15 protein-coding genes are annotated in these 13,759 nt (G+C 71.3%); 11 read left to right on the top strand and 4 right to left on the bottom strand.

Annotated features, from left to right (window positions below):
- Positions 1-35: 35 nt before the first annotated feature.
- A complete protein-coding gene (locus tag ACTOWY_RS39195) occupies positions 36-1,097 on the top strand; it encodes an NAD-dependent epimerase/dehydratase family protein (protein WP_441314651.1) in 1,062 nt (353 codons plus the stop codon).
- Here the strand turns inward: ACTOWY_RS39195 and ACTOWY_RS39190 are convergent.
- Entirely contained in the window at positions 1,084-2,364 is a 1,281-nt protein-coding gene (locus ACTOWY_RS39190) for a hypothetical protein (RefSeq protein WP_441314650.1), read from the bottom strand. The genes ACTOWY_RS39195 and ACTOWY_RS39190 overlap by 14 nt on opposite strands.
- A 144-nt stretch (positions 2,365-2,508) precedes the next feature.
- Here ACTOWY_RS39190 and ACTOWY_RS39185 point away from each other — a divergent pair, with 144 nt between their 5' ends.
- From ACTOWY_RS39185 to ACTOWY_RS39165, 5 genes are read left to right on the top strand one after another with little or no spacing between them, the layout of a single operon-like run.
- Positions 2,509-3,174: a glycosyltransferase family 2 protein gene (locus ACTOWY_RS39185; protein ID WP_441314649.1), complete on the top strand. Its 666-nt coding sequence runs from the start codon at positions 2,509-2,511 to the stop codon at positions 3,172-3,174.
- Complete coding sequence (locus ACTOWY_RS39180) at positions 3,171-3,863, top strand: TIGR04282 family arsenosugar biosynthesis glycosyltransferase (protein ID WP_441314648.1); 693 nt, start codon at positions 3,171-3,173, stop codon at positions 3,861-3,863. Before ACTOWY_RS39185 ends, ACTOWY_RS39180 begins: the two co-directional genes overlap by 4 nt.
- Positions 3,860-4,492, top strand: a complete 633-nt coding sequence (locus ACTOWY_RS39175; RefSeq protein ID WP_441314647.1) for a methyltransferase domain-containing protein — start codon at positions 3,860-3,862, stop codon at positions 4,490-4,492. The genes ACTOWY_RS39180 and ACTOWY_RS39175 overlap by 4 nt, the downstream gene beginning before the upstream one ends.
- Positions 4,470-5,591: a molybdopterin-dependent oxidoreductase gene (locus ACTOWY_RS39170; protein ID WP_441314681.1), complete on the top strand. Its 1,122-nt coding sequence runs from the start codon at positions 4,470-4,472 to the stop codon at positions 5,589-5,591. The genes ACTOWY_RS39175 and ACTOWY_RS39170 overlap by 23 nt, the downstream gene beginning before the upstream one ends.
- Positions 5,591-6,016: a hypothetical protein gene (locus ACTOWY_RS39165; protein WP_441314646.1), complete on the top strand. Its 426-nt coding sequence runs from the start codon at positions 5,591-5,593 to the stop codon at positions 6,014-6,016. The genes ACTOWY_RS39170 and ACTOWY_RS39165 overlap by 1 nt, the downstream gene beginning before the upstream one ends.
- On the opposite strand, the gene ACTOWY_RS39160 is transcribed toward ACTOWY_RS39165, so the two are convergent.
- On the bottom strand, positions 5,973-6,605 hold the full coding sequence (locus ACTOWY_RS39160; RefSeq protein WP_441314645.1) for a DsbA family protein: 633 nt from the start codon (positions 6,603-6,605) through the stop codon (positions 5,973-5,975). The genes ACTOWY_RS39165 and ACTOWY_RS39160 overlap by 44 nt on opposite strands.
- Before the next feature lie 36 nt (positions 6,606-6,641).
- On the bottom strand, positions 6,642-7,181 hold the full coding sequence (locus ACTOWY_RS39155; RefSeq protein ID WP_441314644.1) for a MarR family winged helix-turn-helix transcriptional regulator: 540 nt from the start codon (positions 7,179-7,181) through the stop codon (positions 6,642-6,644).
- 97 nt (positions 7,182-7,278) lie between these two features.
- Here ACTOWY_RS39155 and ACTOWY_RS39150 point away from each other — a divergent pair, with 97 nt between their 5' ends.
- A complete protein-coding gene (locus ACTOWY_RS39150) occupies positions 7,279-7,818 on the top strand; it encodes a putative immunity protein (RefSeq protein WP_441314680.1) in 540 nt (179 codons plus the stop codon).
- Positions 7,819-7,876: 58 nt separating this feature from the next.
- Entirely contained in the window at positions 7,877-8,749 is an 873-nt protein-coding gene (locus tag ACTOWY_RS39145; RefSeq protein ID WP_441314643.1) for a S8 family peptidase, read from the top strand.
- Between the two features lie 31 nt (positions 8,750-8,780).
- Here the strand turns inward: ACTOWY_RS39145 and ACTOWY_RS39140 are convergent, their stop codons facing one another.
- Positions 8,781-10,079, bottom strand: a complete 1,299-nt coding sequence (locus ACTOWY_RS39140) for an alpha/beta fold hydrolase (protein WP_441314642.1) — start codon at positions 10,077-10,079, stop codon at positions 8,781-8,783.
- A 133-nt stretch (positions 10,080-10,212) separates the two neighbouring features.
- Between ACTOWY_RS39140 and ACTOWY_RS39135 the strand changes: the two genes are divergently transcribed.
- Genes ACTOWY_RS39135 through hydA form a run of 3 tightly spaced genes read left to right on the top strand, consistent with a single transcriptional unit; the run spans position 10,213 to position 13,758 of the window.
- On the top strand, positions 10,213-11,055 hold the full coding sequence (locus tag ACTOWY_RS39135; RefSeq protein ID WP_441314641.1) for a nitrilase-related carbon-nitrogen hydrolase: 843 nt from the start codon (positions 10,213-10,215) through the stop codon (positions 11,053-11,055).
- 1 nt (position 11,056) lies between these two features.
- Complete coding sequence (locus ACTOWY_RS39130; protein ID WP_441314640.1) at positions 11,057-12,355, top strand: aspartate aminotransferase family protein; 1,299 nt, start codon at positions 11,057-11,059, stop codon at positions 12,353-12,355.
- Positions 12,352-13,758: a dihydropyrimidinase gene (gene hydA, locus ACTOWY_RS39125; RefSeq protein ID WP_441314639.1), complete on the top strand. Its 1,407-nt coding sequence runs from the start codon at positions 12,352-12,354 to the stop codon at positions 13,756-13,758. The genes ACTOWY_RS39130 and hydA overlap by 4 nt, the downstream gene beginning before the upstream one ends.
- The last annotated feature ends 1 nt before the right edge of the window (position 13,759 follow it).

The following is a 13,759-nucleotide window of genomic DNA, read 5'->3' as shown; positions in this document are numbered from 1 at the left end:
CTCATCGATACATCGTTCGGCCTAGCGTCAGGGGCATGCGAGTGTTGATCACCGGGGCCGCCGGGTTCATCGGCTCCCACATCGTCGAGGCACTGTCCGGATCGGACACCGTGCTGCTGGACGCCCTGCTCCCGCAGGCACACGGCGCGGACGGCCCGCCCCCGTGGACGCCACCGGAGCTGGTCGTCGGCGACGTCCGGGACGCCGGCCTGCTGGACCGGCTGCTGCCGGGCGTGGACGTGGTGTGCCACCAGGCCGCCATGGTCGGGCACGGGGTCGATCCGAACGACGCGCCGGAGTACGCGCTGCAGAACGACTACGGCACCGCGGTGCTGCTGGCCGCGATGCACCGGGCGGGGGTGGGCAGGCTGGTGCTGGCCTCCTCGATGGTGGTCTACGGCGAGGGCCGCTACCGCTGCGCCGGGCACGGCGTGGTGCGGCCCGGTCCGCGGCTGCTGGCCGAGCTTGCGGCGGGCCGGTACGAGCCGCCGTGCCCGGTGTGCGGGGCGGCGCTGGCCGATGAACTGGTGCCCGAGGACGCGCCGGTGGATCCGCGCAGCACCTACGCGGCCAGCAAGCTCGCCCAGGAGCACCTGGCGGCGGCCTGGGCGCGGCAGACCGGCGGTGCGGTGTGGGCGTTGCGCTATCACAACGTGTACGGGCCGCGGATGCCGCAGAACACCCCGTACGCCGGGGTGGCCTCGATGTTCCGGTCCTCCCTGGAACGCGGTGAGGCGCCGGTGGTCCTGGAAGACGGGCGGCAGCGGCGGGACTTCGTGCACGTGCGGGATGTCGCGCTGGCCAACCGGCTGGCGATCGAGACGCCCGCGGCGGCGGGCGGGTTGTGCGCGGTGAACGTGTGTTCCGGCGATCCGCACACCGTGGGTGAGCTGGCCGCCGCGCTGGCGACGGCCTGCGGTGGCCCGGCGCCGCGGATCGTGGGCGGGGCCCGGCCGGGGGATGTGCGGCATGTGGTGGCCGATCCGGTGAAGGCGGTGGCGGTGCTCGGCTACCGGGCCCAGGTGTCCTTCGCCGAGGGCGTCACCGAGTTCGCCACCGCGCCGTTGCGGCGACCGGCGCAGCTCACCAGTTCGTGAGCACCAGGTGGTTCACCGCGAGCGCGGTGACCGCCTGCGCGGCCAGCCACCAGCGCCGGGATTCCCTTGGCAGCAAGGCGGTCCCGGCGCACAGCCAGACCGCGAAGGGCAGCCAGATCCGTTCCACCTCGGCCTTGCTGAGGCCGGAGAGGTCCGCGGCGAGTACCGCGAGCAGGGCCGCGGCGACCAGGATGGTGATCCCCCTGGTCCGTTCGGTGACGGCGCGGCGGATCCCGGCGGCCAGGGCGGGTCCGGTGGCCAGTGCGAGCGCGGCGAGGTTGGCCCAGACCCAGTAGGCGTAGGGGCGGGCGGTGGCGATGCCCTGGTAGTAGCGTTCGACGACCAGGTGGTAGCCGTCCAGCCACCAGAACCCGGCCAGCGCGAACGCACCCGCCACGGCGAGCACGCCGGTGGCAGCCGGGAGCACCTTGCCGCGGCCGGCGATCAGCACCGCCAACGCCAGTGGTCCCAACAGGATCAGGCCGTAGCTGAGGAACAAGCCGAAGCCCAGCAGCAGTCCGCCGAGCAGGGACCGCCACCAGCCACCCAGTGCCAGCAACGCGATTCCGCAGGCGGTGACCCCGGCGAAGAGGCCGTCCGCGGAGACACCGAACCACACGAATCCAGGCAGCAGCACCACAAACGGCAGCATCCGGCGGGCCGCGTCGGCATCGGCCAGCGCGCGCACGGTGACCGGCACCGCGATCGCGACCAGGCAGCCGATCAGGATCGTGACGATCCCGGCCCAGGCGCCGCCGTCCAGGCCGATCCGGTCCAGCAGCACGTACACCAGCAGTGCGCCCGGCGGGTGGCCGGAGACGTGCGTGGTCCAGGAATCGGGCTGGAAGTCCAGGATCCGCCCGGCGAACCCGGCGATCATCGCGCCGATGTCGGTGACCCCGCCGACCTCGTGGAGGTACTCGTCGGAGGTGGTGAGCCTGGTTGCCAGGCCGCGTTGCCAACCGTCCACAGTGGCCAGTGCCACGGTCCAGGCCACCGCGGTCACATACCCGGCGGCGAGCAATCCGCGCCAGGGCAGGCGATCCGCGAGCCGCGGTCCCTGCCACACCACCAGGACTACTAGGAGCACCGCGGGCGCGGTACCGGGTCCGAGGTGCGGCAGCCATTCGCCGAACAGCGGCGCGGCCCCGGCGAAAATGGGCACTCCGTTGGCACGCAGGATGATTCCGAGGACCACCGCGACGGCCACGAGCAGCACGAGGGCCGCCGCGGCCAGCAGGTCACGGCGGTCTTTTCCAGACAGCACGCGGCCAACCTAAGGCCATCCCAGGCACCGCACCCGGCGGATCCGAGGTCTGAAACAACTCGGTAAGAACTGGCCGGTACGTCATATTTCGGTAAGCACCGCAACGGTTCCCGGCTGATCGCCAGCGCCCTAACCTCCGGTGGCATGACGCAGACGACCGGCGCGGTAGACGTGGTGCTGCCCTGTCTCAACGAGGCAGCCGCACTGCCCGCCGTACTCCAGCAGCTCCCTCCTGGATACCACGCGATCGTGGTCGACAACGGTTCGACCGACGGCACCGCCGCGGTGGCCGCCGGACTCGGCGCGACCGTGGTACACGAAGCGAGCCGGGGTTACGGCGCCGCCGTGCACACCGGTATCGAACACGCCACGACCGAGATCGTCTGTGTGCTCGACGCCGACGGCTCAATGGCCCCGGCCCTGCTGCCCGCCCTGGTCGCCCCGGTCGCGACCGGCCGGGCGCGACTCTGCGTGGGACGGCGGATCCCGGTGAGCCGCGGGGTGTGGCCATGGCACGCGCGGGCCGGGAACGCCGTCCTGGCCTGGCTGCTGCGCCGCCGCGGCCTCGCGGTCCGGGACATCGGCCCGATCCGCGCCTTCCGCCGCGACGACCTGCTCGCCCTGGGCATCACCGACCGTGGTTTCGGCTACCCCCTGGAACTGTTGATCCGCGCGGCCGACGCGGGCTGGGAAGTGTCCGAAGTGGACTTCGACTACCTGCCACGCGCCGCGGGCACCAGGTCGAAGGTGAGCGGTTCGGTGCTCGGCACCCTGCGCGCGGCCAGGGACATGGCGGGGGTGCTGCGATGAATCCCGCGATCCTGGTGGTGGCCAAGGCCCCGGTGCCCGGCCAGGCCAAGACCCGCCTGACCCCGCCGGCCACCCCGCAGCAGGCCGCCGCCATCGCCGCGGCGAGCCTGCACGACACCCTGGCCGCCGCCCGCGCCACCCCCGGCACCCGCCTGGTGGTGGCGCTGACCGGGGACCTGGCGGCGGCGGCCGATTCGGTGCGGCTGCGCCGATCCCTGTATGGCAGCACGGTGATCTCCCAGCGCGGCAACGGTTTCGCCGAACGCCTGGCCAACGCGCACGCCGATGTCGCCGGACCGCGGTTGCAGCTCGGCATGGACACCCCGCAGGTCACCCCGAGACTGCTCGCCGACTGCCTGCGCCTGCTGGCCCAGCGCAACACGGACGCGGTGCTCGGCCCGGCCGCCGACGGCGGCTGGTGGGCGCTCGGGCTGCGCAGGCGGGAGCACGCGGCACTGCTGGCCACGGTGCCGATGTCCCAGTCCGACACCGGCGAGCGGACCCTGGCGGCCTTGCGGGACAAGGGCCTGGTCGTGCGGATCGCGCCGGAACTGTCCGATGTGGACACCATGGCGGACGCGGTGGCGGTGGCCCGCGGCCTGCCGGGCTCGTACTTCGCGCACGCGGTGACCGCGGTACTACCCAGCCTCGCCGCGGCAGCCACGCGCCCTGCCGAGGTGGCCCGATGACCAGCGAGTTCGACGCCGCCCTGCTAGGTCACACCGACCTGCTGCTGCTCCCGGACGGCCGCAGCCTGTTGCTGCCCATCGCCCGCTGGTCCGCCACCCCGTGCCCCGCCGACGAGCAACTCCTGCGCCGCTGCACCGGCCCGGTCCTCGACCTCGGCTGTGGCCCCGGCCGCCTGGTCACCGCGCTCGGCCGCCGCGGCGTGATCGCGCTCGGCGTGGACAGCTCCCCGGTGGCCGTCCGCCTCACCACCGACCGCGGCGGCGCCGCCCTGTGCCGGGACATCTTCGACCGGCTGCCCGCCGAGGGCCGCTGGCAACAAATCCTCCTGGCCGACGGCAACATCGGCATCGGCGGCGACCCGGTGGTGCTGCTCCGCCGGGTGCACCGGCTGCTCGCGCCCACCGGCCACGTCCTCATCGAGGTCGAACCCCCTGGCACCGGTCTGCGCCGGGAACAGGTGCGGCTGACCGGATCCGCCTTCGACTGGGCCTGGGTCGGCGCCGACGCCATCGGCCTGCTCGCCGTGGTCACCGGATTCCGGGTGACCGAACTCCTCGATCACTCCGGACGCTGGTTCGCCGTGCTGGGCAAGGAGGTTCGCGATGATGCGACTACGGCCACCCGCTGAATCCGACTTCAAGGGCGCCGCGCACGATGTCCGGGTCACCAGCCGGATCGGGCTGTGGCTGGGCATCGCGTTCGGGTTGTGCTTCGTCACCGGGCTGCTCAGCCACGGCATCCAGCACCCGCCGGCCTGGTTCAGCTGGCCCACCCGGCCGGTGAACCTGTTCCGGATCAACCAGGGCGTGCACGTGATCAGCGGGATCGCCGCGATCCCGTTGCTGGTGGCCAAACTCTGGACGGTCTACCCGAAGCTGTTCGCCACACCCGCCGTGCGCTCGCTGCCGCACGCCATGGAACGGCTGTCCATCTTCGCGTTGCTGGCCGCGGCGTTCTTCCAGCTGGCCAGCGGGCTGTTCAACGTGGCGCAGAACTATCCGTGGCGGTTCTACTTCGTCAGCGCGCACTACGCCGTGGCCTGGATCGCGGTTGGGGCGCTGCTGCTGCACATCGCGGTCAAACTCCCGCTGATCCGCGAGGCGCTGAGCCAACCCGTTGGCCTGCAACGGGAACCGGCGGTCGGCCTGTCCCGCCGGGCGTTCCTGCGCGGCACCGGCCTGGCCACCGGCGCGGCCGTGCTCGCCACCGCCGGAGCCACCGTGCCTGGCCTGCAAGGACTTTCTTTCCTCGGCTGGCGTTCCACCAAGGGCCCGCAAGGACTTCCAGTCAACCGCACCGCCTCGGCCGCCGGAGTCGCCCGGATCACCGACACCTGGAAGCTGGAGATCACCGGCCCAGCCGGGACCCGGACACTCAGCCTGGCCGAGCTGACCGCGTTGCCGCAGACCACCGCGGAACTCCCGATCGCCTGTGTGGAGGGCTGGAGTCAGTCCGCCACCTGGACCGGTGTCCGGGTCGCCGACCTGATCGGCAGTGTCGGCGCGGGGCCGGACGCGGTGGTGCGGGTGGAATCCCTGGAGCAGGGCGGCGCGTACCGGGTCAGCGAACTGCCCGCCACGCACGCGCACGACCCGTTGACACTGCTGGCCCTGCGGCTCAACGGGGAGGAACTGGACCTGGATCACGGCTACCCGTGCCGGATCATCGCGCCGAGCCGTCCGGGTGTGTTGCAGACCAAGTGGGTCGGCGGATTGGCGGTGCGGTGATGCGGTGGGTGCTGGGCGCGATCGGCGCCGGACTGCTCGGCTGGGGCGCGATCCTGTTGCTGCCCTTGCTGTCCACCTCCGTCGGCGACACGGTGTCGCTGGGCGGCTGGCTGATCGGCGGGCCGATCCTGCACGACGCGGTGATCGCGCCGGTCATCGGTCTGCTCGGCCTGGCTATCAGCCGGCGGGCCGGCCGGGCCTGGCGGACACCGGTGATCACCGGGCTGGTGGTGTCCGCGGTGCTGGTGACGCTGTCCGTGCCGTGGCTGTGGCGGACCTTCGCGCCCTACGTCAACCCCGGCCTGCACGACCGGAACGTGGCGCTGGGCCTGGTGATCGCGCTCGGCGTGGTGTGGCTGGCGGTACTGGCCGCCGGTCTGGTCAATCGCCGCCGGATGAGCGCAACGCCGCCAGCCGACGGGTGACTTCCTCGGTGGAAGCGTGTCCCACCGCGAGGGTCGCCACCCGTTCCTCGTCCACCACGAGCAAGGTCGGGAAGCCCTGCACACCCAGCTCCCCGGCGAACCGGAAGTCCGCCGCCGCCTCGGCCACCGCGTTCGGCGACTCGAAGGCGGCCACCAGCAGGTCCGGGTCCAGCCCGGTCCGCTCGGCCAGCGCGCGGTAGGTCGCGGGGTCGGACAGGCTCTGCCCGTCCTGGTAGAAGGCGTCCTGGAGCGCGCCGACGAGTTCCACCGCCCGCTCCGGGGCCAGCACGCGCAACGCGGCCACCCCGCGCGCGGCCGCCTCGGAGTCCATCACGAACGAGCCTTCATCGAGGAGTCGCTCGAATCCGGCGCCGAAGCTCACCCCGGTGAGGTCGGTGATCCGCTCGTTGGCCTCGCGGATGAACTCGTACTGACCGATCGGTCGGCGCCGGTCGCCGGTGAACAGCCCGCCGGAGACCACCTCCACCAGCAGCCAGGGGTACGCGGCGGTCACGTCGGCCATGGTCCGGGCGAACCCGTACGACCACCCGCAGTAGGCGTCCAGCACATACACCAGCCGAAAGGTCACCCGTCGAGATTACCTGACGAGTCAGATGTTTCACTATCAACCCAGCCGCGGCAGCGCGTCCCTGGCCGCGTGACTGAGCAGCTTCAGCTGTGCCGCGAACCGTGCCCGCTCCGGCTCGGGCAGCAGGTCCAGGAGATACCGCTGGACGTTGCGCGCGTGCAGCCGCGCCGCGGTCACCGCGGTCCGCTCCCCCGCCTCGGTCAGCCGTACCAGGTGCACCCGCCGGTCCCCCGGCTCGGCCACCCGCTCGACCAGGCCCGCCCGCACCATCCGGTCGACCAGGCGGGTGGCGCCGCCGGTGGTCAGCACCTGTTCCTGGGCGATCCGCCGCATCGGCAGCCCCGGCTCCCCGGCCCGGCCCAGGATCAACAGCACCTCGAACATGAGGTGGCTGATCCCGCACTCGGCCTCGATCTCCCGCCCGAGGATGTGCTCCAGGCGGTTCGCCGTGCCCAGCAACCGCCCGAACACGAGCACCCGGTCATCGGCCGCGGCCTGCTGCGCCGTGCTGATCTCCGTGTGCCCGGCCTCCGCGCCCAAGTCCCCGGCCTCCAGTCCCACCGTTTGAGGGTTCATCACCATTGTCCTGCGATTATCACCAAGAAGTCTCCACCGAATATTCAACGATACCGTTCACTGGGTGACTGACCAGGACCTGACGATCGAACTCAGCATGACCGAACTGCGCGAGATCGCAGGCTACGCCGCGGCCTGCGCGCAGCCCGCGTTGGCGATCTTCGAACGGGCCCGCCCCGGCGACCCGCGGCCACGAGCCGCGATCGAGTCCGCACTGGCGTTCGCGGCCGGCGCCGAGCGGACCAAGGCGATCCGGGACCACGCGTGGGCGGCCAACCGGGCCTACCACGAGACCCGCGACGCGGGAGCGGCCGCGGCCAGTGACGCCGCCCGCGCCGCTGTCGCCGCGGCCAGCGCCGCCTACCTGCATCCCCTGGCCAAGGCCACCCAGGTCCTGCACATCCTCGGCGCGGCCGCCCACGCGGCGAGGGCCTTCGAACTGGACGCCGGTACCGACCGTTCGGTAGGCGAGCAGTACATCGAGAAGGCCCGCACTCTGGCCAGTCCCGTGGTGGTGCGCGTCCTGGCGCGGTACCCGAACGCGCCGGGCGGGCGCGGGCGGGCGGGAGAGCTGTTGCGGGCGCTGGACACCGCGTTGCGCGCACCGGCCGCCGGTGTGAACCCGGCCGCCAACTGAAACCCCGGCTACTTCCGTAGGTACCCGGCCCCGCCCGACGCCCCGAAAAGTGGCGGGCATGACCACCCTGCACCGGCGCGCGCTCCCCGTGCTCGCCACCATCCTGCTCACCGCGCTCGCGTTCACCCCCGCCGCCTCCGCCGCCCCCGTCGACTGGGGTCTGGACCGCATCGACCAGCGCGACCTCCCGCTCAACGGCGCCTACCAACCGGTCGGGAACGGCGCGGGCGTCAACATCTACGTCCTGGACACCGGCATCCGCACCACGCACCAGGCCTTCGGCGGCCGGGCGCGCACCGCCTACGACCCCGAGGGCGTCGGCGGCGACTGCGCCAGCCACGGCACCGCGGTGGGCAGCATCGCCGCCCGCACCGCGCCCGCGGCGACCATCCAGTCGGTACGGGCGCTGTGCGGGCGGGTGGACGTGGTCGAGGCCGTGCGCTGGGTCGCCGCCAACGCGGTCAAGCCCGCCGTGCTCAACCTCAGCCTGGGCGGGGCGCGCAACGCCGCGATGGACGCCGCCGTGCAGCAGGTGCTGAACAAGAACATCCCGGTGGTGGTCTCCGCGGGCAACCAGCCGGTGGACGCCTGCAACGGCTCGCCCTCCCGGGTGCGGGACGCGATCACCGTCGGTTCGGTGACCCGCACCGACCAGGTCTGGCAGCACTCGGCGATCGGCCCGTGCGTCGACCTGTTCGCCCCCGGCGCGGCCATCCTGACCGCCACCAGCGAGTCCGACACCGCCACCGCCGTGCACGACGGGACCTCCGAGGCCGCCCCGTTCGTCTCCGGTGTGGTGGCCAACTACCTGGGCGCGCACCCGGCGGCCACCGTCGCCGAGGTGAACAAGCACCTCGTCGACGGCGCCACCAAGAACAAGGTCACCGGGCTGAAGGCAGGCACCCCGAACCGCCTGCTCTACGCGCGCTGACCAGGGCGGCTGTGACCGGGGAAGCCGCCGGTCACAGCTCCCCGCGGGCCATCTTGATCAACCGGTCCAGCACCGAGGCGGACCGGCCGGCGCCGTCGTGCTCGTACTCGTTGGTCACCCAGGCCCTGGTGGCGCCCACGACGCTCGCGGTCTCCAGGGAGTAGGCGGAGTCGACGTACATGTCGTCGAAGTAGACCGCCGCGGCCACCGGCACCTCGTTGCGCGCCAGCACCTCCGGGTCATACAGCGGGCCCCAGTCGGTGCGCCCGGCCAGGATCTCCGCGACGTCCTTGAGCGGGGTCAGCGCCGGGTCCTCGTCGAACTGCCAGGGGTAGATCATCTCGCCGGTGAACAGCACCGGCCAGTCACCCTCCAGGTCGAACTCGGGGAACTCCGCGCGCACCCGCTGCGCCGACCAGTCCGAGGCGCACCCCTGGGCGTAGATCGCCTCGTGCACCAGCGCGTACAGCGGCGCGGTGGCGAAGGACAGCCGCGCCCCGGCCTGGACCAGGAACGCATCGGACAACTCGGGGCCGCCCACACCGTCCACAAAGGACATCTCCAGCAGGTAGTGCAGCGAGTCGAACTCGCGGTGGGTGCCAAAACCCATGCCCAGGGTCTGGAAGCGGTGCGCGGTCAGCCGTTCCCCGGTGGGCAGCCGGACGTCGTGCGCCAGCAGGTGGTCCACCACCCGGCGGGCGATCTCCGCGTCCTCCGGGTACCTGGCGAAGAACTGCTCGTTCTTCTCCCGCACCCGCGGGTACAGCGCGCGGTAGACCTCGTCCGCGGTGGCGGTCAGCGGGGCCAGCCCGCCGGTGATCAGCGACTCGCGCAGCGAACCGGGGAACAGCGACAGGTAGGTCAGCGAGCAGAAGCCGCCGAAGCTCTGCCCGTAGATGCTCCACGGCGCCTCGCCGATCAGCGCCCGCCGGACCAGCTCGGCGTCCCGCACGATCGAGTCGGCGCGGAAGTGCGCCACGTAGTCCGCCTGTGCCTTGGCGTCCCCGCGCAGCGGCAGCGTCTGCCGGTTGACCCGGCTGCTCAGGCCGGTGCCGCGCTGGTCGAGCAGCAGCACCCGGTAGTCCTTGAGCGCCCGGCCGAGCCAGGCACTCGGCGCGCTCGGCCGCTCACAGGGCTGGCCGGGGCCGCCCTGCAGCATCAGCAGCCAGGGCAGCTCGTCCTTCTCCCGCCCGGCGGCCACCACCTCGCGGGCGAACACGGTCAGGTGTTCCCCTTGCGGAGCAGCATGGTCAACCGGTACGTCGAAGGTGTAGGCGGTGGTCACCAGGCCGGGCAGCCGGTCGGTGCGCAGGCGATTGGCAGTCGTCACGCCCAGAACGGTAACTCCATGGCGCCCGGGTGAATTATTGTTCGGTAACAAAGACCCTATTGCACCAGAGTGATGCTCTTCATAGGTTGCCGAGGTCGACCCCGACGCCCAGACCGGAAGCGAGGGGAAAGCTGTGGTCAACGTGGTTCGAGCCGCGATCTTCCAAACGAAGTGGACCGGCGACACCGACTCGATGATCGAGGCGCACGAGCGTGCGGCGCGGTCCGCGGCCGCCCAGGGCGCCAAGGTCATGGGTTTCCAGGAGGTGTTCAACGCGCCGTACTTCTGCCAGGTGCAGGACGCCGAGCACTACAAATGGGCCGAACCGGTGCCGGACGGGCCGACGGTCAAGCGGATGCAGGCCCTCGCGAAGGAGACCGGCATGGTGCTGGTCGTCCCGGTCTACGAGGTCGAGCAGTCCGGCTTCTACTACAACACCGCGGCGGTCATCGACGCCGACGGCAGCTACCTCGGCAAGTACCGCAAACACCACATCCCGCAGGTCAAGGGCTTCTGGGAGAAGTACTACTTCCGGCCCGGCAACCTCGGCTGGCCGATCTTCGACACCGCGGTCGGCCGGATCGGCGTCTACATCTGCTACGACCGGCACTTCCCCGAGGGCTGGCGCGCGCTCGGCCTGGCCGGGGCGAAACTCGTCTTCAACCCCTCCGCCACCAGCCGCGGCCTCTCGGCCTACCTGTGGCAGCTCGAACAACCCGCCGCCGCGGTGGCCAACGAGTACTTCGTGGCCGCGATCAACCGGGTCGGCGTGGAGGAGTACGGGGACAACGACTTCTACGGCACCAGCTACTTCGTCGACCCGCGCGGCCAGCTGGTCGGCGAAGCGGCCAGCGGCACCGAGGAGGAACTCGTGGTCCGCGACCTGGACTTCGACCTCATCGACGAGGTCCGCCAGCAATGGGCCTTCTACCGGGACCGCCGCCCGGACGCCTACGGAACCCTGACGGAGGGCTGAGATGGGAGCGCACGCGGAGCTGTACGCCCGCCGCCAGGCGGTGCTGCCGAGCTGGCTGTCCGCCTACTACGCCGAGCCGATCGAACTCGACCGCGGCGAAGGCAGGCACGTCTACGACAGCGAGGGCAACCGCTACCTGGACTTCTTCGGCGGCATCCTGACCACGATGACCGCGCACGCCCTGCCCGAGGTGACCAAGGCGGTCACCGAGCAGGCAGGCAAGATCCTGCACACCTCCACGGTGTACCTGAGCCGCCCGATGGTCGAGCTGGCCGAGCAGATCGCCGCGATCTCCGGCATCCCGGACGCGCGGGTGTTCTTCACCGCCAGCGGCACCGAGGCCAACGACGCGGCCCTGTTGCTGGCCACCGGCGCGCGCCGGTCCAACCACGTGCTGGCCATGCGCAACAGCTACCACGGGCGCTCCTTCTCCGCGGTCTCCATCACCGGCAACTCCGGCTGGTCCACCACCAGCCTCTCCCCGTTCCAGGTCTCCTATGTGCACGGCGGCAACCGGTTCCGCGGCCCGTTCCGCGAGTTCTCCGACGCCGAGTACATCAACGCCTGCGTCGAGGACCTGCGCGATGTGCTCGACCAGGGCGACAAGAACGCGGCCGCGCTGATCGCCGAGCCGATCCAGGGCGTCGGCGGGTTCAGCGTGCCCCCGGACGGGCTCTACGGCGCGCTCAAGGAAGTCCTGGACGAGCACGGCATCCTGTGGATCGCCGATGAGGTGCAGACCGGCTGGGGCCGCACCGGCGAGAACTTCTGGGGCTGGCAGGCCCACGGCGCCACCCCGGACATCGTCACCTTCGCCAAGGGCATCGGCAACGGCATGTCCATCGGCGGCGTGATCGCCCGCGCCGAGATCATGAACACCCTGCGCGCGAACTCGTTGTCCACCTTCGGCGGCAGCCCGATCACCATGGCCGCCGGCCTGGCCAACCTGCGCTACGCCCTGGACAACAACCTCCAGGCCAACGCCCTGGAAGTGGGTGGCTGGCTCAAACAGGAACTGTCCTCGGCCACCGCGCTGCTGCCGGTGGTCGGCGATGTGCGCGGCAAAGGGCTGATGCTGGGCGTCGAACTCGTCCGGCCCGGCACCCTGGACCCCAACCCGGCCGCCGCCACCGCCACCCTGGAGGCCGCGCGCGCCGGTGGACTGCTGATCGGCAAGGGCGGCCTGCACAACAACGTGCTGCGGCTGGCCCCGCCGCTCTCGCTCACCAGGGCCGAGGCCGAGGAAGGACTGCGGGTGCTACGCCACGCGCTGACCGTGGCCGGGGAGGAAAACCCATGAGCCGCACCGTGATCCGCAACGGCCTGGTGATCACCGCGGCCGACGAGCTGCGCGCCGACGTGCTCATCGACGGCGAGAAAGTGGTGGCCCTGGCCGCGCCCGAATCCGGACTCGCCGAGTCCTTCGCCACCGGCGCGGACACCGTCCTGGATGCCACCGGCCGCTACGTGCTGCCCGGCGGCGTGGACTGCCACACCCACATGGAACTGCCCTTCGGCGGCACCTTCGCCGCCGACACCTTCGAGACCGGCACCCGCGCCGCGGCCTGGGGCGGCACCACCACCATCGTCGACTTCGCCGTGCAGACGCCCGGCATGTCGCTGCGCGAGGGCCTGGACGCCTGGCAGGCCAAGGCCGACGGCCAGTGCGCCATCGACTACGGCTTCCACATGATCATGGGCGAGGTCACCCCGAACTCGCTCAAGGAAATGGACCAGCTCGTCGGCGAGGGCATCTCCAGCTTCAAACTGTTCATGGCCTACCCCGGCGTGTTCTACAGCGACGACGGCCAGATCCTGCGCGCCATGCAGAAGGCAGCCGACAACGGTGGCCTGATCATGATGCACGCGGAGAACGGCATCGCCATCGACGTGCTCATCGAACAGGCCCTGCAACGCGGTGAGACCGATCCGCGCTACCACGGCCAGGTCCGGCACGCCTTCCTGGAGGCCGAGGCCACCCACCGCGCCATCCAGCTCGCCAGGGTGGCAGGCGCGCCGGTCTACATCGTGCACCTCTCCGCCGCCGAAGCCCTCGCCGAGGTGGCCCGCGCCAGGGACAACGGCGTCAACGCCTTCGCCGAAACCTGCCCGCAGTACCTCTATCTGTCCACAGAGGACCTCGCGCGGCCGGGATTCGAGGGGTCCAAGTACGTCTGCTCCACCCCGCTGCGACCCGAACAGCACCAGGCCGAACTGTGGAAGGGCCTGCGCACCAACGACCTCTCCGTGGTCTCCACCGACCACTGCCCGTTCTGCTTCAAGGGCCAGAAGGAACTCGGCCTCGGCGACTTCTCCAAGATTCCCAACGGATTGCCGGGCGTCGAGCACCGGATGGACCTGCTGCACCAGGGCGTGGTGGACGGCCAGATCAGCCGCAAACGCTGGATCGAACTCGCCTGCGCCACCCCGGCCCGGATGTTCGGCCTGTACCCGCGCAAGGGCACCATCGCACCCGGGTCCGACGCCGACGTGGTGATCTACGACCCCAAGGCGCGACAGACCCTCTCCGCCGAGACCCACCACATGAACGTCGACTACTCCTGCTACGAGGGCAAGACCATCACCGGCAAGGTCGACGTGGTGCTCTCCCGCGGCAAGGTGGTCATCTCGGAGAACACCTACCTCGGCAGCAAGGGCCACGGCTCCTTCCTCAAACGCGACACATGTCAGTACCTGGTGTGAG

The sequence above is a fragment of the Crossiella sp. CA198 genome (assembly GCF_052078295.1).
GTDB lineage: Bacteria > Actinomycetota > Actinomycetes > Mycobacteriales > Pseudonocardiaceae > Crossiella.
This window is presented reverse-complemented; position numbering and strand designations above follow the sequence as displayed.

Coding starts and splice junctions, on each gene's coding strand:
- ACTOWY_RS39130 (WP_441314640.1), top strand. CDS start 11,057: ATGGGAGCGCACGCGGAGCTGTACGCCCGCCGCCAGGCGGTGCTGCCG.
- ACTOWY_RS39165 (WP_441314646.1), top strand. CDS start 5,591: ATGCGGTGGGTGCTGGGCGCGATCGGCGCCGGACTGCTCGGCTGGGGC.
- ACTOWY_RS39180 (WP_441314648.1), top strand. CDS start 3,171: ATGAATCCCGCGATCCTGGTGGTGGCCAAGGCCCCGGTGCCCGGCCAG.
- ACTOWY_RS39185 (WP_441314649.1), top strand. CDS start 2,509: ATGACGCAGACGACCGGCGCGGTAGACGTGGTGCTGCCCTGTCTCAAC.
- ACTOWY_RS39175 (WP_441314647.1), top strand. CDS start 3,860: ATGACCAGCGAGTTCGACGCCGCCCTGCTAGGTCACACCGACCTGCTG.
- ACTOWY_RS39150 (WP_441314680.1), top strand. CDS start 7,279: ATGACCGAACTGCGCGAGATCGCAGGCTACGCCGCGGCCTGCGCGCAG.
- ACTOWY_RS39170 (WP_441314681.1), top strand. CDS start 4,470: ATGCGACTACGGCCACCCGCTGAATCCGACTTCAAGGGCGCCGCGCAC.
- ACTOWY_RS39195 (WP_441314651.1), top strand. CDS start 36: ATGCGAGTGTTGATCACCGGGGCCGCCGGGTTCATCGGCTCCCACATC.
- ACTOWY_RS39155 (WP_441314644.1), bottom strand. CDS start 7,181: ATGAACCCTCAAACGGTGGGACTGGAGGCCGGGGACTTGGGCGCGGAG.
- hydA (WP_441314639.1), top strand. CDS start 12,352: ATGAGCCGCACCGTGATCCGCAACGGCCTGGTGATCACCGCGGCCGAC.
- ACTOWY_RS39145 (WP_441314643.1), top strand. CDS start 7,877: ATGACCACCCTGCACCGGCGCGCGCTCCCCGTGCTCGCCACCATCCTG.